At 56.5% G+C, this 19,806-nt stretch carries 13 protein-coding genes and 1 pseudogene; 5 read left to right on the forward strand and 9 right to left on the reverse strand.

The features are described 5' to 3' along the window. Positions 1–29: 29 nt before the first annotated feature. The 5 genes from ACZRJQ_RS02415 to ACZRJQ_RS02435 form a co-directional block, all read right to left on the reverse strand. The gene (locus tag ACZRJQ_RS02415; protein WP_463976806.1) at positions 30–2,501 is read right to left on the reverse strand and encodes a TonB-dependent siderophore receptor; all 2,472 of its coding nucleotides are present in this window, start codon (positions 2,499–2,501) and stop codon (positions 30–32) included. A 214-nt stretch (positions 2,502–2,715) separates the two neighbouring features. After that, complete coding sequence (locus tag ACZRJQ_RS02420) at positions 2,716–4,380, reverse strand: cyclic peptide export ABC transporter (protein ID WP_463976807.1); 1,665 nt, start codon at positions 4,378–4,380, stop codon at positions 2,716–2,718. A 199-nt stretch (positions 4,381–4,579) separates the two neighbouring features. Beyond that, the gene (gene pvdO, locus ACZRJQ_RS02425; protein ID WP_463976808.1) at positions 4,580–5,464 is read right to left on the reverse strand and encodes a dihydropyoverdine dehydrogenase; all 885 of its coding nucleotides are present in this window, start codon (positions 5,462–5,464) and stop codon (positions 4,580–4,582) included. Between the two features lie 15 nt (positions 5,465–5,479). Then, positions 5,480–6,829, reverse strand: a complete 1,350-nt coding sequence (gene pvdM, locus ACZRJQ_RS02430) for a pyoverdine-tailoring dipeptidase-like protein PvdM (RefSeq protein ID WP_463976809.1) — start codon at positions 6,827–6,829, stop codon at positions 5,480–5,482. Positions 6,830–6,938: 109 nt separating this feature from the next. After that, positions 6,939–7,847 (reverse strand): LysR family transcriptional regulator, encoded by a 909-nt coding sequence (locus tag ACZRJQ_RS02435; RefSeq protein ID WP_463976810.1) that lies wholly within the window; start codon positions 7,845–7,847, stop codon positions 6,939–6,941. A gap of 95 nt (positions 7,848–7,942) precedes the next feature. On the opposite strand from ACZRJQ_RS02435, the gene ACZRJQ_RS02440 reads away from it, so the two are divergent. Together ACZRJQ_RS02440 and ycaC are read left to right on the forward strand one after the other, a co-directional pair. Continuing rightward, positions 7,943–8,809, forward strand: a complete 867-nt coding sequence (locus ACZRJQ_RS02440; protein WP_463976811.1) for a pirin family protein — start codon at positions 7,943–7,945, stop codon at positions 8,807–8,809. Positions 8,810–8,899: 90 nt separating this feature from the next. Next, a complete protein-coding gene (gene ycaC, locus ACZRJQ_RS02445) occupies positions 8,900–9,526 on the forward strand; it encodes an isochorismate family cysteine hydrolase YcaC (protein WP_463976812.1) in 627 nt (208 codons plus the stop codon). 43 nt (positions 9,527–9,569) lie between these two features. Here ycaC and ACZRJQ_RS02450 read toward each other — a convergent pair whose 3' ends face one another. The 4 genes and pseudogenes from ACZRJQ_RS02450 to ACZRJQ_RS02465 form a co-directional block, all read right to left on the reverse strand. Further along, positions 9,570–11,033, reverse strand: coding sequence for an alpha/beta hydrolase (locus tag ACZRJQ_RS02450; RefSeq protein WP_463976813.1), 1,464 nt, complete (start codon positions 11,031–11,033; stop codon positions 9,570–9,572). Between the two features lie 135 nt (positions 11,034–11,168). Next, positions 11,169–12,350 carry an acetyl-CoA C-acyltransferase family protein gene (locus ACZRJQ_RS02455; protein WP_463976814.1) on the reverse strand — a complete coding sequence of 394 codons (1,182 nt, stop codon included), beginning with the start codon at positions 12,348–12,350 and terminating at the stop codon, positions 11,169–11,171. Between the two features lie 140 nt (positions 12,351–12,490). Next, positions 12,491–15,685: pseudogene (locus ACZRJQ_RS02460) on the reverse strand (EAL domain-containing protein); the annotation flags it as partial. A gap of 135 nt (positions 15,686–15,820) precedes the next feature. Further along, a complete protein-coding gene (locus tag ACZRJQ_RS02465; RefSeq protein ID WP_463976815.1) occupies positions 15,821–16,714 on the reverse strand; it encodes a LysR family transcriptional regulator in 894 nt (297 codons plus the stop codon). Between the two features lie 130 nt (positions 16,715–16,844). Between ACZRJQ_RS02465 and leuC the strand changes: the two genes are divergently transcribed. From leuC to ACZRJQ_RS02480, 3 genes are all read left to right on the forward strand, one after another. Continuing rightward, positions 16,845–18,263, forward strand: a complete 1,419-nt coding sequence (gene leuC, locus ACZRJQ_RS02470; protein ID WP_463976816.1) for a 3-isopropylmalate dehydratase large subunit — start codon at positions 16,845–16,847, stop codon at positions 18,261–18,263. 10 nt (positions 18,264–18,273) lie between these two features. Further along, positions 18,274–18,918, forward strand: a complete 645-nt coding sequence (gene leuD / locus ACZRJQ_RS02475; RefSeq protein ID WP_019408137.1) for a 3-isopropylmalate dehydratase small subunit — start codon at positions 18,274–18,276, stop codon at positions 18,916–18,918. Between the two features lie 102 nt (positions 18,919–19,020). After that, positions 19,021–19,788, forward strand: a complete 768-nt coding sequence (locus ACZRJQ_RS02480; protein ID WP_463976817.1) for a class I SAM-dependent methyltransferase — start codon at positions 19,021–19,023, stop codon at positions 19,786–19,788. Positions 19,789–19,806: the final 18 nt, after the last annotated feature.

The raw sequence follows: 19,806 nt of genomic DNA on the forward strand, positions 1-19,806 counted from the left end.
GCCGGGGCTTTGCTGGAGCAGGTTATTGCTTAGAAGGTGTACTTGGTAGTCAGCATCAGGCTGCGTGGCTCGCCGTAGTAAGTGGTGCTGAAGTTACCCAGACCCGACAGGTACTTTTTGTCGAATACGTTGTTGGCGTTGAGGTTGAAGGCCAAGTGTTCGTTGTACTCGTAACGGGTCATCAGGTTAACCAGCGCGTAGCTGCCTTGCTCGATGATGTCGTAATCGGCTTTGGCATCATTCCAGATCTTGCCGTAGAACGGGCTCTGCCAGTTCACACCACCGCCCACGGTGACCTTGTTCAGCACGCCCGGCAGGCGATAGGTGGTGAATACTCGCGCCACGTTTTCAGGCTTGGTGGTTTCCAGTGGGTAGCCATACAGACGGCCGCCATCGTCGGTTTTGGTTTGGGCGTAGGTGTAACCCGCCATGACGTTCCAGTCCGGCATCAGCTCACCGGCCAGCTCAAGCTCGATACCCTTGGTGACCGCGCCATCAACCGACTCATAGTAAGTTTCGTTGGCGGCGTTGACACCGGCATTGACCGCCAAGTTTTTTTGCTCGGTGCGAAAGAGTGCTGCGCTGGCATTTAAGCGTCCGTCGAAGTATTCACCCTTCAAGCCGATTTCGTAGCTGTTGCCTTCGGTTGGCGCCAAGGTCGTCCCGGATTTGCTCTTTTCGGTGACCGGTTTGTAAATCGAGGTGTAGCTGGCATACACAGAGTAGGTCTCGTTCAAGTCATACACCGCGCCTGCGTACGGTGTGACTTTGCCGTGTTGTTTGGACGTGGTTTTGTTGTCTGAGAAGGTCGGAGTTTGGGTGTAGTACTTGCGAGTATCGTTGTACTGGTAGTCGCTTACACGGCTACCGAGAATCACAGACAGGTCGTCGGTTGGTTTAAAGCGCGCCGCGAGGTAAGCACTGTTTTCGTTTTTATTGGTTTCGTACTTGCCGTTTTTCGGGAAGTTCGGCTGCGGATAATGGCCGTTCCAGTCAAAGATGCTGCCTGGCACTAAGCCGAACTCTGTGGCGTCAAAGGTCGCGCCGGTTTGTCGGGAGGACTGAGACGTCACACCCACCACCATCTCATGCTCGCGGCCAAACAGGCTGAAGGGGCCGGTGGCATTGAGGTCGAAGGTGTTTTGTACGCGATGGCCTTCCCATTTGCCCCAGTAGAAGAACATGCCCTCGCCGGTGACCGGATCAGGCATACCGCCGCTGGCCGAGCCCAGTTGGGTATCGTGATCATTGGTTTGTTGGTTGAGCGTGCCTTTCACTTTCCAGTCGTTGGCAAAGCGATGCTCCAAAGAGGCGAACGTACTTTTGGCGACCACATCGCGACGGCTCCAGTCGGTTGCCGGGTTGAACGAGCGGCTGAAGTCGGTCTTGCTGTAGTTGGAGAAGTAATACGGGTTGCCCGTCCAAGAGGAGCCACGCGGCTTGATGTTTTGGTAGTCCATGCCAAAGGTGAACAAGGTATCAGGTGTGAGATCGGCTTCGATGATGCCGTAGAACACCTCATTCTTTTTCGAGTAATGATCGATGTACGAATCGGCATCCTGATAGACCCCCACCATCCGGCCACGGATGCTGCCATCTTCATTCAAAGGGCCGGAAATATCCCCTTCGGTGCGGTAGTTGTCCCACGAGCCCACACTGCCCGTCACCGAAGCCTTGAATTCGCGGGTGGGTTTTTTACGGATCAGGTTGACCGTGGCTGAAGGCTCGCCAGAGCCTGACAGCAAGCCGGTAGCGCCTTTGATGATGTCAACGCGGTCATACAAGGCCATGTCGACCTTGGTCGCACCTTCATCGAAAACCCCGTCATATTGGGTGTTAACGCCGTCGTACTGGAAGTTAGTGATGGCGTAGCCGCGTGTCGAGTACTCCATGCGGTCGCTGTCGTAAGCCTGTGTGGAAATACCTGGAGCGTTACGCAGCACGTCGCCGATGCTCTGCACAGCCTGATCGTCCATCAATTGACGGGTGATCACGGTCACGGTCTGTGGGGTTTCGCGCAGCGACAGGGCCAGCTTGGTCGAGCTGTTGCTTGCACCTGTGGTGTACGAACCGGTGTCTTCAGTCGTCAGCGACTGGCCCATGCCTTGGCCGGAAACAGTGGTTGCACCCAGCTCAAGGCCTTTGCCTTGGGGAGCGTTCAAAATCACCGTGTCGCCGCTGAGTTGATACGAAATGCCGCTGCCTTGTAGCAAGGCTTCAAGCGCCTTGACCGGTTCCAATGAGCCGGACACCGAATGCGATTTGATCCCTTGAACCTGATCCGGGCTGTACAGCACCTGCAGATTGGCCTGCTTGCCAAACTCATTCAATGCGCTGGCCAATGACTGTGCCGGGATGTTCAGGGCCACCGGTGCAGCCTGCGCGATAGAGCAGCCCAATAGCACCGAGGCAACAAAGGCGCTCGACAACAGGGTGCGTCGTACAGTCTGGCGCTGGGTTGCGATCGAAAGAGGGGTTCGGCTCAAGTTTGGTCGTTGCATTACGTGCCTAAGCTCCGGAGGAGAAATTATTGTTTGTTAATGGGAATAGTTATTAGACGCAGCACGATCTTAAAACCAGATACAAGTTCCTGAAAAAGGTGAAATAAATTTCTTACAGTCCTACACCCTATGAAGGAGCGATCTTGCTCGCGATTAACCAAAGGTCAGGTTTCTGATCACGCGCGGCTTGTTCCTACAGACCTTGTGTGTTGACTCAGGCGAATGCCGCAGCTGTGCTGACCTTGCCGCTGTCCATGCGCACCAATTGGTCGGCGACGTCGAAATAACGATCGTCGTGGGAGATCACGATGATGGTTTTTCCCAGACGTTTAAGGTCGGGTAGCAGCTCGGTGTAGAAAATCCGTCGGAAGGTAGGGTCCTGATCGGCCGCCCATTCGTCGAAGACCAGCACAGGGCGCTCTTCGAGCCATGCGTTGACCAACGCCAGCCGCTTGCGCTGGCCCGTGGAGAGGTCGGTGGTGCTGAATTGGCCGTCGTTGATACTGACTTTGTGTGAGATTTCCAGACGCTTGAGGTACTGCTCGGCGTCTTGAGGGATGGCCATGTCGCCTTGCACTACATCATCGAACAGGTAGTAATCAGCAAAGATCGTGGTGAACAGTTGGCGATAGTCATCGCGATTTTCGGCGTTGACGGGTTGGCCATTCAGGCGGATTTGCCCTTGTTGTGGCGCGTACAACCCCAGCAGTAACTTGATCAAGGTGGTTTTGCCGCAGCCGTTTTCGCCGACGATGAACACAATGTCGCCTTGATTGATTTTCAGATTCACGGGGCCCAGACGAAAGGGCGCGTTGCCATCCACTGACGCAAAGCTGTAATCAACATCGACTAACTCAAGGCTGTTGACCGTTTTGTCTTGTGCGCCTTGCTCACTAAGCAGCAGGTGGGGTTCTGGCGAGTTGAATTGCTCGGACAGGTCTGCAATGCGGCGAAAAGCTATTTGCGCACGGCTGATAATCGGCAACGTGCTGATCAAGTGCTCCAGCGGGCCTTTCATGTACAGCAACACCAACACGAAGCCGCTGATCACGCCGGGGGTGGCGCTGGGCCAGAACGACTGCATGGCCAGCGCCAGGCCAATGACCACGAAAAACAACATCGAGCCCAGGCTTTTGGCAATGACGAAGGTGTTGATCGAGCGCACCTGAATGTCGCAGATTTTTTGCGCGGTACGGGTAATGCCGGAGGCAAACATGCGCTGGCGGCGTGGGCGATGGATGCGCAGTTCCTTGGCACCTTCGGCAATAGCGTTGTAGTGCTTTTGCAGCTCGTCTTCGGCTTCACGGGCCTCAGAAAAACCATTAAGGCCATAGCCGCGAGCGATGTACTGAATGATCGTGCCGATCACAATGGCCACCAGCATCATCAAAAACATGGGCCAGGACAGCATCGCCAAGTACCCCATGCAGCCCAAGGTGACCGTCAGCGAAATGGCCAGCGGGGCGAATGCAAATGCGAAATCGCTGATAGTGTCGACGTCGTGGGTCAGCACCGGGATAAGCCGGTGGCTGCGGTAACGCTCAATTTGTGAGATGGGCGCTGACAGCACTTTTTCGCCCAGTTCTTTGCGCAACTTGGCGATGATGTGTTGCCCCACGTAGTTGCTGCCGATGTCCGAGCAAATAGTGCTGATCAGTGCCAGCACACAGAGACCCGCGAACAGCGCGACGACGTGGTTGGTCAGACCGTTTTCGGCGTGCAGAGCGCTGTTAATGGTTGCCAGCAGCACCGTGACGCTTAAACCGCCGATCATCCCCAGCAGGACAGACAGACTGACAATCAGCCGGAACGGTTTGAGCAGATTGAACAGTTCTCGAAGAACCCCGGGCGAGGTCCGGGGCGTGGCGGGCTGGCTCATAAACAAGAGTTCCTTGGATCAAGGGAAGGACAGTCTCTTGTGAACGAGTGATTGGGCTTGAGATTTAGCGCGAGGCGTGGATCCCTGACACAGGTGTAGCTGCGAGCTTGCGCGCGCACAGGTCGCAATGTGTTTTAAGCACACGGCTGTGAACCTTGCGCCAGCAAGCTCTGGCTTGAATAACGAGGGTGTTGAAGCTTTACAGGTCGCGTTCAACTCGGAACCCAACCCAGTCGCCGCGGGTTTGCGGGTAGATGTCGTTACGGTTACCAGAGCGCGAAAACACAGGGGCTTCACCCCAATCGTTGCCGCGAATCTGGCGCAGTTCACAGCTGCTGTCGGCCACCCATGCGCTGCCATCGCTCGGGGCGCCTACGTAATCAGTGTGTTTGCAGTCGGCCAGCCATTCGTACACGTTGCCGTGCATGTCATACACGCCAAAGGCATTGGGCGGGTAGCTGCCTACAGGCGAGGTGAAGCTGTAGCCGTCGGTAGGGCCATAGGTGTTGGCATGTTTGGCGATGCTGTATTCCTTGCCTTCATCCATCGGGAACGGAAAAGGCCCCGTGGAACCCGCGCGTGCAGCATATTCGCGGGTGGCCTCGCTGACCATGCGATAGGGTTTGCCGGTTTTGTGGGCGATCCAGCTGACGTAGTTTTTGACGTCGTTAAAGTCCATGCACACCGCTGGCTGGCGCGGGCCTTGGGGGTAGCGCGGTTTGCTGGCGATGCACTCACGGCCTGGGCGGTCGTCACCATCGGCAATCTTGACCCCGGTTTGCTTGATGTAAGCGTCGAACTCGCCCGCCGTTACCTGAAAGCGGCTGATAGCCAAGGGCTTGCTGAAGGTCACTTTATGCAGTGGGCTTTCGTCGGGTTCACGCCCGACTTCATCGTCGGGCGTGCCCATCATGAAACTGCCGGTGGGCAACACCACCATCTGCGGGCAGTCTTTGCAGTCTTTGAACACAGTGCCCGGTTTGGCCATTGCGCTCACAGGTGGGGCAGCCTGCGCCAACGCTGATGCCAGGCCGCTAAACAGGGCCGCGATAGACAAGCAATACAGCGGTTTCAAGGTAGGCATAGTCAGTACATTCACTTAATGAGAAGTCGTGGGCTGGGCGGCTTTTTGCACGGCGTCCCAAACCCGCAAAAAATTGCCGCCCCAGAGTTTGGCGATGTCGGCTTCTGAGTAGCCGCGTTGCAACAGCTCGGCGGTGACGTTGCGGGTTTCGCTGACGTCCTTCCAGCCATCCAGCCCGCCGCCATCGTTGAAGTCAGAACTGATACCCACATGATCGATGCCTATTTTCTTAACGGCATAGTCAATCGCGTCGCCAAAGTCTTTTAGCGTGGCTTTGGGTTCTTCTTCGACAATGCCGTACAGGCCACCCGCGTACTCCCCGAAACGTTGCTCGGGCCACACAGTGATGATTGCGTCACCGGGCATTAAGGCCATTTCCAGTGAGTGCAAGGCAGGCAAGTCGAATTGTTTGCGTAGGCTGTTGAGTTTGTCCTGAGTGGCTTGGCTCAGGGGCCGTAGATAGGTTGGAAACCCTACAATTTGCACCACGCCGTCGCTGTCTTTAATCAGCTGCATTTCTTTGTCGCTGAGGTTACGCGGGATGTCCACCAAGGCGCGGGGCGCGGAGTGCGAAGCCACCATCGGGGCGCGGCTGAGCTGGCTGACTTGCTCCAGTGCTTGGGTCGACATTTGTGACACGTCGATGATCACTCCCAGATCATTCAGCCGATGCACCGCTTGTTTGCCTGTTTCGGACAGGCCATTGAGGGCGTTGGGGGTGTCATTGAAAAAGGGCAGAGGGCGTGAAGAGTCCGCCCAGTCGTTGTTGCCGACATAGCTGAAACCAAACATGCGCATGCCGCGTGCCGCCCATAGGTCGAGTTGATTGATGTCGTTGCCCAATGGGTAGGCGTTGAGCATGCTGATAAAAATCGCAAACTTGCCTTCGCCGTGCAGGCGCCGGAAGTCATCAGGGGTGTAGGCAATTGCCACTTGGTTGGGGAAGTCACGCACCATGCTGGTAATGATTTGGTAGCGCGCTTGCTGCTCGTTGCGAGCCGCGTCGACAAACCCCGCGCTTGGGCGGTGCGGGGCATTGGGGCCGTTCCAGATTTCGGGCCAGCCGAAAATCGTCAACGCTGCGCCAGACAAACGGCCCTTGGCCACCTTGGCCAGGTCAAACTGACCGGGGCCGTCCTTGTCGGCTTCATTGCCTGCAGTCCCCAATTCAAGTGGCACCGTGATATGGCTGTCGAATGACAACAGGCGCTCTTGCAACTCATCGGCCTGTTTAATGATTGCCAGCGGATAGCCCGCGGTGCCCTTGTAAAACGTGTCCCAGACCAGAAAGCCACCACCGATGGCGGCGGCCAGAGCCAGAGGCAGCCCAACAAGCAGGGCTTTTTTTGAACGTGGTTTAGTCATTGCCATCTCAGTAGAAATCCGCCGTCAAGGGGCCGGCGCACGGCCTTTGCTATCAGGAGAGAACGAGGGGCAACGGGATAAATTTAGCGTGCAGGCTCAGTCAGGCACATCAAGTCACATCGCTGTGGCTGAACTCCTGTGCCAGAAAGTCAATCAACGTGCGCACCGATGGCAACAGGCCGCGGCGCGAAGGGAACACCGCATGCACGATGCCACTTTTTGGCGTCCAGTCCGGTAGCACATTCACCAACAGGCCAGCAGCGAGTTCGTCACGTACCACCACGCGCGGCACATGCACCACGCCGAGCCCGGCAATAGCGGCCTGACGCAGCGCGGGCAGGTCGTCGGTGATCAGTTTTGGGGTATGGCGAATCAGGGCGCTGGCGCCATTGGGGCCGAACAACTCCCACAGGTATTCGCGATGAGCTGAGCCCCAATACAGGCTGGGCAGGCCGCTCAGGTCTGCGGGTGTCGGGGGGGTTGAAAAGTTCTTGAGGTACGAGGGGCTGGCCACCAGACACTGCATGCTGTTACCCAGCACTTTCATCACCAGCTCGCTGTTGTCCAGCGGCGGGAATCGTACGCGAATGGCGATATCAAACCCTTCTTCAATCACATCCACCCGCCGATTGGTGCTTTCCACATGCAGCTCCACCAGCGGGTACTTGAGCATGTAACGCGCCAGCATGGCGCTGACCCACGAATTAAGCAGCGACGTAGGGCAACTCAGGCGCACGACGCCTTGTGGCTCCGAACGATTGCGTTCGATCACCTCAGCTGCGGCCTGGGCTTCAATGCACATGGCTCGACAGCGTTGGTAATACTCCTGACCAATTTCCGTCAGCGAACAGTGGCGGCTACTACGCTGAATCAGCCGCACGCCAAGGCGTTCTTCGAGTTGTGCAATGCGCCTGCTGAGTTTGGACTTTGGCATGTCCAGCGCTCGGCCAGCCGCAGCAAAACCACGATGTTCGACCACTTGGGTGAAGTAATAAAGCGTGTTGAGGTCTTCCACCATCGTTCTCCAAATAGAACGTTAAGGTCTGAAATCGCAGTCTAGTCGACAAACTGAGACGAATCTAAGCTGTTGCCATGAATGACAGGAGGTGCAACATGAAAAACATGCTTGGTATCTACACCGCCCCTCGCGGGCATTGGGTCGGTGATGGTTTTCCGGTTCGTACGTTGTTTTCCTACGACAGCATGGGTAAACACGTCAGCCCATTTTTATTGCTCGATTACGCAGGCCCGGCTGAGTTCACACCTACCACTCAGCGCCGTGGCGTGGGCCAGCATCCGCATCGAGGTTTTGAAACCGTAACCATCGTTTACAAAGGTGAAGTCGAGCATCGCGACTCAACGGGCAACGGCGGCGTGATTGGGCCAGGCGATGTGCAATGGATGACCGCAGCTTCTGGGATCTTGCATGAAGAGTTCCATTCTGAAGCCTTTGCCCGTAGTGGCGGCACGCTTGAGATGGTTCAGTTGTGGGTCAACTTGCCCGCCAAGGACAAAATGTCCGAGCCCGGTTACCAAGGCATTTTGGATCGGGATATCCCGAATCTGGCGCTTAAAAACAACGCCGGTAGCTTGCGGCTAATTGCCGGTGAGTTCGACGGCAAGCGCGGCCCAGCCCGTACGTTTACGCCAATAGACGTGTGGGATATCCGCTTGAATGCAGGTAAGTCGACTACGCTCGATCTGCACGAAGGCCGTAACACCGCATTGGTGGTGCTGCACGGTGTCGTTGAGGTCAATGGCAAAGAAACGGTCAGTGAAGGTCAGCTCGCGTTGTTCGATCGGCAAGGCACACAGATGCAACTTGAAGCCAGCAACGACGCAGTATTGCTGATTTTGAGTGGTGAGCCGATCGACGAGCCGATTGTGGGTCACGGCCCGTTTGTGATGAACACAGAGGCCGAGATTCATCAAGCGTTTGTGGACTTTCAGTCAGGTCGTTTTGGCCAGATGCCCGGCTAAGGTTGGCTGATGTGGCGTGAGTAAGCACCTGCGGGCCATGAAGGGTCATGGCCCGCAGCACTATGTTTCAACCTTAGAGAGGTAAACCCCGTGACAACTTCTTACAAACGTTTGGACAAGGACAATGCCGCCGTTTTGTTGGTGGATCATCAAGCCGGTTTACTGTCTTTAGTGCGCGACATTGACCCCGACAAGTTCAAAAATAACGTGTTGGCACTGGCTGATCTGGCCAAGTACTTCAAGTTGCCGACCATCCTGACCACCAGTTTCGAGACAGGCCCCAATGGCCCGCTGGTGCCAGAACTCAAGGCGCTGTTCCCCGATGCGCCTTACATTGCCCGTCCGGGCCAGATCAATGCCTGGGACAACGAAGACTTCGTCCAGGCGATTAAAGCCACTGGCAAAAAGCAGCTAATCATTGCGGGAGTGGTCACAGAAGTGTGCGTGGCCTTCCCGGCGCTGTCGGCACTGGCCGAGGGCTACGAAGTGTTTGTGGTCACTGATGCTTCGGGCACATTCAACGAAATCACTCGCCACTCAGCGTGGGACAGAATGTCCGCCTCAGGCGCGCAACTGATGACTTGGTTCGGTCTGGCCTGCGAGCTGCATCGTGACTGGCGCAATGACGTTGAAGGCCTTGGCGCATTGTTCTCCAACCACATTCCGGACTATCGCAACTTGATCACCAGTTACAACACCTTAACGGCAGGCAAGTAACCTGCATGAAGCTGGCGCCTTGTGCGCCAGCTTCATGTCGGGCTCAGGGGCCAGTGTCCTGCGCAATATCCTGTTCAATGCGTTGCATCAAATACGGGTAGAACGGATTTGATGAGACGCGCATCAGCGTATCCAGCGGCACCAGCAACACCCCGCGTTCCCCGCGCGCGGCGAGGGTGCCCAAATGCACGCCAAAATCTTCATCCGCAGTGGGTTGCTGGCCATACAGAGCATCGCTTTGGGGGAAGGGCAGCGCAACATGAGATAGCGAAAACAAGTCCCGTGGGTAGTCGAGCCCTAACTCGGTGTCAGTGACCTCACTCGACAATGCGGCAACGCTGCGCACCACCATTGCACTGCTGTGTGGCGAGCGGTTGGTGACCAACCGGGTTTGGTAGTTACGCGGCGGGGCGGGCAGCAGTTGTTCAATTGGAGCGCTGGCGCTTGGGGTGAGCAACCCACTGAAATCACTGGCGCGATTGAGGTCAAACAGCACCAGTTCGCTGCCGTTGGCAGGTAGTAAACGGTACAAGTTATTCACCACCGCGGGCGTGCTGACGGTGTAGTCAACCAGTGACTGGAAACTGAGAATGGGGGGCAAGCCGCTCAATGCGGGTTGTTTGACCAAGGCTGCCAGTTGGGTTTGTAGCACGTCGGTCAGTAGCCATGATTGGCGGGCGGCGTTTACCGGGAACGAATTGTATTTAAACGGATTGAATTCTGGCAGTCGGCTAAGCCATGCCGCTTTGCTGAACGCGGGAAGCACCGCAGGCACGCCCGCTAACCCTGCGTAGCGGGCAAAGCGTGTCACGCCAATCATGGGTGAAATCAGAACCAGTCGGTCCGCCTTGGATTGTTTCGGGTCGCTGAGGCTGTCCAATGCGTACTTAACCGCCAATGCGCCTCCGTTGGAGAACCCGACGATGTGCAACGGGGCAGGTGCAGGCACTTTTTGTCGAGCCGTGCGCACCGCCAGGCGGGTTGCGGCCGCCCACTGTTGCCAGTCAACGCGGGTCAATGCGCCCGGCACCGTGCCGTGGGCGGGTAGGCGCATGCCGATGGCCACAAATCCGAGGGCACGGTAACGCTGAGCGATATGCCTGAGGCTGTAGGGTGAGTCCGTCAGGCCATGAAGCAAGACCACAGCCCCTTTGGCAGGGCCGTCTGGTTCCAGTACGTAGGAACGGTTCCAGTCCTGAGCGAAATGTTCGGGGTAAACGCGGCTGTTGATTTGGTAGCGATTGATGCCCAGCGGTTGACTTGCCGGCAGTTGGTCGCTGACCTCGCGACGCACTTCGTCAAACACGTGCTGCTCCGCTGCGAGCCATTGCGCCCAGTCGGCTTTGTCAATTTGCCGCTCACTGAGTTCGTGGGTAACGACCGTGTGCCAAAGTGCCAGCGGCGGGCCTTGTTCGGTGTCGTAGACACGCCAGACAAGCAAAGTGACGGCGCTGACACTGACGATCAGCGCTGCACGCTTGAGCCAATAGTGGGTCGAGGCAAGCATTGTGATCAAAAACTCCGGAGTTTGAGCAGGCGGGCAGGTTCGGGCACTTCAAGGCTTTCGTCAAATGGGCATGGACGCATTTGTGTCGCTGCAGCCGTAGGCATTGGTCTGCGGCTGCTGTGGGAGGTGCAAGCCTTACACGCGCTCGAAAATGACCGCAATGCCTTGGCCGCCACCGATGCACATGGTCACCAAGGCATAACGGCCTTGAATGCGCTGCAAATGGTGAATGGCTTTGGTTGCGATGATCGCGCCCGTGGCGCCAACCGGGTGCCCCAGCGCAATCCCTGAGCCGTTGGGGTTGACCTTGGCCGGGTCCATATCAAGCGCTTGCATCACCGCGCAGGCCTGAGCGGCAAAGGCGATGTTGGCTTCAATCACATCCATATCGTTGATGGTCAAGCCTGCACGCTTAAGTGCCAGCCGCGTGGCCGGAATAGGCCCCAGACCCATCAGTTCGGGCTCAACTCCGGCATGGGCGTAGGCCACTAGTCGGGCCATTGGTTTGAGATTACTGCTGAGGACAGAAGCGCCACTGGCGAGTACCAGTGCCGCTGCGCCGTCATTGAGGCCTGAAGCATTGCCTGCGGTGACGCTGCCATCTTTTTTGAAGGCGGGCCTCATCTGGGCAAGCTGTTCAAGGGTGGTGGCACGTGGGTGTTCATCGACAGTGAACAGGCTATTGCCTTTGCGGCTCTGAATCTCAACGGGTGCGATTTGGGTGTCGAAGTAGCCTTGAGCAATGGCGTGGGCTGCTCGCTGTTGATCGGCTAATGCCAGCGCGTCCTGGGTCTCACGGCTGATGGCGTATTGCTCGGCAATGTTTTCGGCAGTAATGCCCATGTGAATGCCGTGAAAGGGATCGTGCAGGATGCCCAGCATGTAGTCCTGAATCTGTGCATGGCCCATGCGTGCGCCCCAGCGAGCGGCAGGCAGCAAGTACGGGCCGCGACTCATGGACTCGACTCCGGCACCGATCGCGAACTGCGCATCACCGAGCATCAGGGTGTGTGCTGCCGAAATAATGGCCTGCAGGCCCGAGCCGCAGAGTCGGTTGACGTTATAAGCCGGCGTCTCTTTAGGGATGCCCGCGTTAATGGCTGCCACTCGCGAGACATAAGCGTCCTGCGGCTCGGTGGGAATCACGTTACCCATCACAACATGGCCAATGCGTTCAGGCTCGACCTGACTGTTGAGCAGGGCTGCCTTGACTGCCGTGGTGGCTAGATCGCACATCGGCACGTCTTTGAGTGCGCCGCCGAAGGTGCCGATGGCTGTTCGGTTAGCGCTCAGAACAAAGATGTCGGGGGTTTGCATGGGGAGTCCTTATTATTTTGGTGAGTCAGAAATGAGCCGAATTATTTCATGCGCAAAGGGCAACCTGAGTAGTCCGTTTGCAGGTCATCAGTCGAGCAGTGGCAACCTCTGGACAGCGTTGCCAAGGTTATGACAAAACCCTAGGTCAATAACGTTTTGAATTGAGCCAGTGGTACCGGGCGACTGTGTAAATAACCTTGGTAAACATGGCAATCCAGGCTTTGTAAAAAGTTGAGTTGTTGAATGAGTTCAACACCTTCGGCCACAACCTTAAGCTTCAAACTGCGGGCCATTGCAATGATGGCTCGGATGATTTCAGCATCATTGGGGTCCTGAATGGCGTCGCGCACAAACGATTGATCAATTTTGATCGTGTCGATGGGCAAGCGCTTGAGGTGCGTGAGTGAGGAGTAGCCCGTACCAAAATCGTCCATCGCAAAGCTGACGCCTAAGGCTTTGAGTTCTTGCATCTTGGCAATGGTGTCGTCCAGATTTTGAATCACGATGCCCTCGGTAATTTCCAGCTTGAGCATTGAGCAAGGCAAATTGTTGATGTGTAGGCAGTGATGCACCCGCTCGACGAAATCGCTTTGGCGAAACTGTCTCGGGCTGATGTTGACGCACAAACTGAACTGTTCGCTATCAATCAACCCTTGCGCCAACAACTGCGCAAACGATTGGCAGGCCTGATTGAGAATCCAGGCGCCTACCTCAACAATCAGGCCGCTGTCTTCCAGCACTTTGATGAAGTCAGCTGGCGATTGCGGGCCTAACTCTGGGTGCTGCCAGCGCAACAGCGCTTCTGCCCCCACCACTCGGTTGTTTCGGGCATCGACCTGAGGCTGGAAGTGCAAAGTGAACTCGTTGCGCGCCAGTGCCGTGCGCAAGTCACTTTCCATGCGCAGACGCTCACTGGCTGCCGTTTGCATGTCGCTGTGAAACAACTGCGTGGTGTTGCGCCCGCAGTCTTTGGCCCGGTACAGCGCGATGTCGGCACGTTTGAGAAGGTCTGCGGGCGTGCGGCCATGATCGGGGATCAGTGCGATACCAATACTGGGAGTGACTTGCAGGCGCTGGCCGTCCAGAAACATCGGCTCGGCTAACAGCTGGCGTAAGGTGTTGGCCAGTTCGCACACCGAGTGGGTGACCTCTTCGAGTGAACCTTCAAGGCCGGTGAGCAAAATGACGAATTCATCGCCGCCTAGCCGCGCGACGGTGTCCTCGGTTCGCACACTGGCCTCAAGGCGTGCCGTGATGACTTTTAGCACCGAATCGCCTACCGGATGCCCCAGCGAGTCGTTGATATGTTTGAAGTGGTCAAGGTCCAGAAACAACAATGCGCCGCGCAGGTCATGACGTCGGAGCAGGGCGGTTTGTTGGCTTAAACGATCCATTAACAGCGCCCGATTGGGCAGGTTAGTCAACGGGTCGTGATAAGCCAAATGCCTGACCTGCGCCTGAGCGGTTTTGAGCTGGCTGATGTCGCGAGCGGTGAACAACAGGCAGGTTCTGTCATTGAGGGTAATAGGTTCGATGGAGATTTCGACGTTCAGCAGCTTGCCGCGCTTGGAGCGCCCCTGCATTTCTCTGTGGCTGATACGGCCCTTTTCCTGCAACTCATCGAGCAAGGCCTGACGCTGGTTGCTGTCGCCCCAGATGCCCAGTTCATAAGCGCTGTGGCCAATTGCTTCGGCACTGCTGTAACCGGTCAGGCGGGTGAAACCGTCGTTTACTTCTACGTAATGACCAGTGGCGTAATCGCTGATGGTGATGGCGTCCGGGCTTGAGTGAAATGCCTTGGCAAATTTTTCTTCGCTAGTTTTCAGTGCCGCTTGCGCACGTTGTTGCTGGGTAATGTCACGCAAGGTCGTGACCGTGCAAGGTTGGCCGTCCACTTCTATGTGGCGGCTGGAAATCACGCACGTCAGCGGGTCGCCATCTTTATGGTGCAGGGCGATGGTTGCGTTGTTTTTCGCAGGTGCCCGAATGATGCTTTGTAACTGGCGTAAATGAAGCGCTCCTGCCTCTGTGTGCGTGGTTGAGGCAAGAGGGCAGTCTTGAAGGTCGCTCACGCTCCAGCCAAAGGTTTGGGTAAAGCTGGCGTTGATTTCAATAAATTGCGCACTGTCTTCCTGCATCACGCAAATGGGGTCAGGGCTTGTCTGGAACACACTGGCAAACTTCTCTTCAGAGGCGCTCAAGCGTTGCTCGCGCTCCACCTGCTCGGTGATATCCAGCAGAGTTCCGGCCATTCGCAGCGGCAGGCCGCTATCGTCGCGATAAAGGCGGGCACGGCTTTCAAGGTAGCGAGACTCGCCGTTTTCTAACGCCACGCGGTAGGTCAGTTGGTAGTTGCCGGCTGGTCCTTCGCGCAAGGAGCGATAGGCGTTACGCATGTTGTGGCGTTCTTGCTCGGGCACCCCTTCAAAAAAAGCATCGAATGATTCGTTGAACGGCACGGGTTCAAGGCCATGCAGTTGCGCTGCGCGAGCCGAGCCGTAAAGCCTGCCGCTGGGGATGTGCCAATCCCAAGTGCCCAGTTGGGCCGAATCAAGTGCCAGGTCAAGGCGTTCTTGGCTGTCTTTGAGGGCTTGCTCGGCTTCTTGGCGTTCACTGGTGTCCAGAAAGGTGCTGACCAGATACGCCTCACCTTCCAGCTCAACGCGTTGTGCGCTGAGAATGCCATCGTGCAGCTGACCATCGCGGCCTTGCAGTTGGATCTGCATATTGACCGGAGCATTCCGGCTGCCAATGGCCTGAATAAATTGAGCGCGTTGTTGCGGATCGGGCCAAAGCCCCAGCTCCAGGGTGGTGCGACCAATGGCGTGCTTCAGCGGCCAGCCCAGCAGGCTCTCAAAGCAGTGATTGGCTTCGCTGATGAGCCCATCTTCAAGGCGTACCAAGAGCACCAAGTTGGGGGACAGGTGGAAGAGTGTTGCGAAGCGTTTCTCTGAACTGTTAAGCGCCTGTTGGCGCTGGCGTTGATGGGTGACGTCACGAACTGTACCCATCATCCGGGGAGCTGCTCCCGGTTCAGAAACCAGGCTGCCACGGATTTCCAGCCAGTGCAGGCTGGCGTCGGGCCAGCGAACTCGGTGATGGATCGCAGGCTCCAGAGAGACGCCATCTACCACTGCCTGAAAGGCACGTTGTGCTCTGGGCCAGTCCTCGAAGGGCAACGCATTTAAGGTTTTCACATTGGCCGGCAGTGGCTGTTGCGGATCAATACCAAACAAGGCTTGGGTGCCTTGGGACCAGTTAATGTCGCCACTCTCGATGTCCCAACACCATGCGCCCAAATGTGCAGCATTCAAGGCAGCCAGCAATTGCGCAGTGTTGTGCCAGTGGTGCTCCTGAGGTTGCTGTTCAAGGCCTGATACGTAGGCTTTGGGGGGCACAAAGTCAGCGGGGTTTGGCATTGACTGCGATCCTTGAGCTGTGAAATCTATGTCTGAACACGCTGGGTGCTTCTAGCGTTGAGCAGTGTGTAGCGTGTCGACCTGACTATCCAGTAGCGTCATGAAAGCGTGTGCGGCGTTCGACAATGTTCGTTCGGTATGCAGGATATAGCCTAGCTGGCGTGTCAGTTGAATACCCGGCAAGGCGATCGACGCCACTTGTTCATCTAGCATAGTGCGAGGCAACACGCTCCAGGCCAGACCAATGGAAACCATCATTTTGATGGTTTCCAGGTAGTTGGTGCTCATGGCGATATTAGGTGTCAGGCCTTGGGCTTCGAACAGTCGCTGAACAATATGGTGGGTGAAGGTGTTGCCGCCGGGGAACACCGCCGGGTGGTGCGCAATGTCAGCAAGGCTGACGGGGCCCTGATGGGTCAAGGAGTGCTCCGGAGCAACCACAAAATCCAGTGGGTCGTTCCATACCGGCACGGCTCGAATCAGTGAGTGAGGTTCGGGAGCCAACGTAATAACCGCCAGTTCAGCGCGGCCATGGAGGATTTCTTCGTAGGCAACTTCCGAATCAAGGAACTGAATATCGAGCGCTACCTTGGGGTAAGTGCGTGTGAACTCACGCAGTAAGGGTGGTAATCGGTGTAGGCCAATGTGGTGGCTGGTGGCGAGTGTGAGTCGGCCACTGACCTCTCCGTTGAGGTTATTAAGGGCTCGGCGGGTGTCGTCCAGCACGTTGAGAATGTGATACGCCCGTGGCAGCAAAGCGCGGCCAGCTTCAGTCAGGCTCACCTCGCGGCCCAGCCGATCAAACAGGCGCAGCTTGAGTTGCTGCTCAATGCTGGCAATGCGTTTGCTGATCGCAGGCTGGGTCAGAAATAAGCGTTCAGCAGCGCCCGAGAAGCTGCCGGTTTCAGCAATGGCGATGAACGCATTGAGGTTAGCGAGATCCATCTTTCGAATTCCTTGCAGTTATCCAAAGCATGAAAAATATGAATTTGAGTTATTGACTGTAACGCCATAGGATCGACCTCACAAGCCAAGTGGTTATTGGCACAGAAAGTAGCTGATGAGGAACCGTCTGATGGCCGGCAAAACGCTGTACGACAAGCTCTGGGATTCGCATTTGGTCAAGCAGCGCGACGATGGCTCGGCGCTGATTTATATCGATCGTCACATCATCCACGAAGTGACCTCGCCGCAAGCCTTCGAAGGCCTGCGTCTGGCTGGGCGCAAGCCTTGGCGTATTGATGCCAACATCGCAACCCCGGACCACAACGTACCGACCACGCCAGAGCGTAAAGGCGGGATTGAGGCGATTGCTGATCAGGTTTCGCGTTTGCAAGTGCAAACCCTGGATGACAACTGCGACGAATACGGCATCACCGAATTCAAGATGAATGACGTGCGTCAAGGCATCGTTCACGTCATCGGCCCGGAGCAGGGCGCAACGTTGCCGGGCATGACTGTGGTGTGTGGCGATTCGCACACCTCGACCCACGGCGCCTTTGGCGCATTGGCCCACGGCATCGGTACTTCCGAGGTTGAGCATGTGCTCGCCACGCAATGCCTGGTGGCGAAAAAAATGAAGAACATGTTGGTGTCGGTTGAAGGTCAATTGCCGTTCGGCGTGACCGCCAAAGACATCGTATTGGCAGTGATCGGCAAAATCGGCACTGCAGGCGGCAATGGCCACGCCATTGAGTTTGCGGGCAGCGCCATTCGTGACCTGTCTGTCGAAGGCCGGATGACTATCTGCAACATGTCCATCGAAGCCGGCGCCCGAGTAGGCTTGGTCGCAGCGGACCAAAAAACGGTTGAATACGTTAAAGGGCGCCCATTCGCACCCAAGGGCGCCGAATGGGATTTGGCCGTCCAAGCCTGGAAGGACTTGGTGTCGGATGCCGATGCTCAATTTGACACAGTGATCGAGCTGGATGCCGCACAGATCAAGCCGCAAGTGAGCTGGGGCACCTCGCCAGAAATGGTCTTGGCCGTTGATCAGAACGTGCCAGACCCTGCGCAGGAAGCGGACTTGGTTAAACGTGGCTCCATTGAGCGTGCCTTGAAGTACATGGGCCTCAATGCCAATCAGGCGATCACTGATATTCAGTTGGATCGGGTGTTTATCGGCTCTTGCACCAACTCGCGAATTGAAGATTTGCGCGCTGCCGCCGTGATTGCCAAGGGTCGTAAAGTGGCCTCCACCATTAAGCAGGCGATTGTGGTGCCGGGCTCGGGCTTGGTTAAAGCACAGGCTGAGCGTGAAGGTTTGGACAAAATCTTTCTTGAAGCCGGTTTTGAATGGCGCGAACCGGGGTGCTCAATGTGTTTGGCGATGAACCCAGACCGTCTGGAGTCGGGCGAGCATTGCGCATCGACTTCCAACCGCAATTTCGAAGGCCGTCAGGGCGCAGGTGGTCGCACTCACTTGGTGAGCCCGGCGATGGCCGCCGCCGCTGCTGTGAACGGCCGCTTTATCGACGTCCGTGAATTGATTTAAGGAGCGCAGCATGAAAGCTTTTACCCAGCACACTGGCCTTGTTGCCCCTTTGGATCGCGCCAACGTTGATACCGATCAGATCATTCCCAAACAATTTTTGAAGTCAATCAAACGCACAGGCTTCGGCCCTAACTTGTTTGATGAATGGCGTTATCTGGACGTGGGGCAACCGTACCAGGACAACTCCAAACGCCCGTTGAACAAAGACTTTGTGCTCAACGCTGAGCGCTACCAAGGGGCGAGCGTGTTGTTGGCCCGTGAGAACTTCGGTTGCGGTTCCAGCCGCGAACACGCGCCGTGGGCGCTGGAAGAGTACGGTTTTCGCAGCATCATTGCGCCGAGTTACGCCGACATTTTCTTCAATAACAGCTTCAAAAATGGCCTGTTGCCGATCATTTTGAGCGATGCCGATGTTGATGAGCTGTTTGCTCAGGTTGAAGCCGAGCCGGGTTACCAGCTCAGCATCGACCTTGAGGCCCAAACAGTGACTCGCCCGGATGGCAAGGTGTTGAGCTTTGAAATCGATGCGTTTCGCAAGCATTGCCTGCTCAATGGTTTGGATGACATCGGCTTGACGTTGCAGGACGGCGATGCAATTGCAGCCTTTGAAAGCAAGCACCGTGCGAGCCAACCTTGGTTGTTTCGCGACGCGTAACCCGTTTGTAGTCGCTGGCGCGGGCTGCGAGCTTTTGATCGATAAAGATCGCAGCCTGCAGCAGCGTCCACGGGTAATCGATGGTTTAGAAAGGACATCCGCATGACCAGCACCGCCCAGCACAGTCAGGTTGTACAAAAACAATTCGGTGAACAGGCTTCGGCTTATTTGAACAGTGCGGTGCATGCGCAAGGCGCGGAGTTCGGTTTGCTGCAGGCACAACTGGCAGGCAAGTCGGATGCGCGAGTGTTGGATTTGGGGTGTGGCGCGGGTCATGTCAGTTTTAATGTGGCAGCACTGGTCAACGACGTGGTGGCCTACGACCTGTCCCAGCAAATGCTGGATGTGGTGAGTGCCGCGTCGATTGAGCGCGGGCTGAACAATATCAGCACGGTGTGCGGGGCTGCCGAGCGCTTACCGTTTGCCGATGCAGAGTTTGACTACGTACTTAGTCGTTATTCGGCTCACCACTGGAGTGACGTTGGATTGGCCCTGCGTGAAGTGCGTCGGGTGCTCAAGCCGGGTGGCGTGGCGGCGTTTATTGATGTGCTGTCGCCGGGTAGCCCGCTGCTCGACACTTACTTGCAGACGGTTGAGGTTTTGCGTGACACCAGCCACGTGCGTGATTACTCGGCAGGTGAGTGGCTGCGTTTGGTCAGTGAGGCGGGTTTACACACTCGCAGCACACAGCGGCAGCGTTTGCGTTTAGAGTTCCGCTCCTGGATCGAGCGTATGCGCACGCCACCGGCCATGAGTGCGGCCATTCGTGAGTTGCAGCAATCGATGGGCGTTGAGGTTCGCGAGTATTTTGAAATTGAAGCCGACGGCTCCTTCAGTACTGACGTTCTGGTGCTGTGGTGTGAAAAATAGCAGCGTGCAACGCTAAAA

The organism is Pseudomonas sp. E315, from assembly GCF_055406205.1.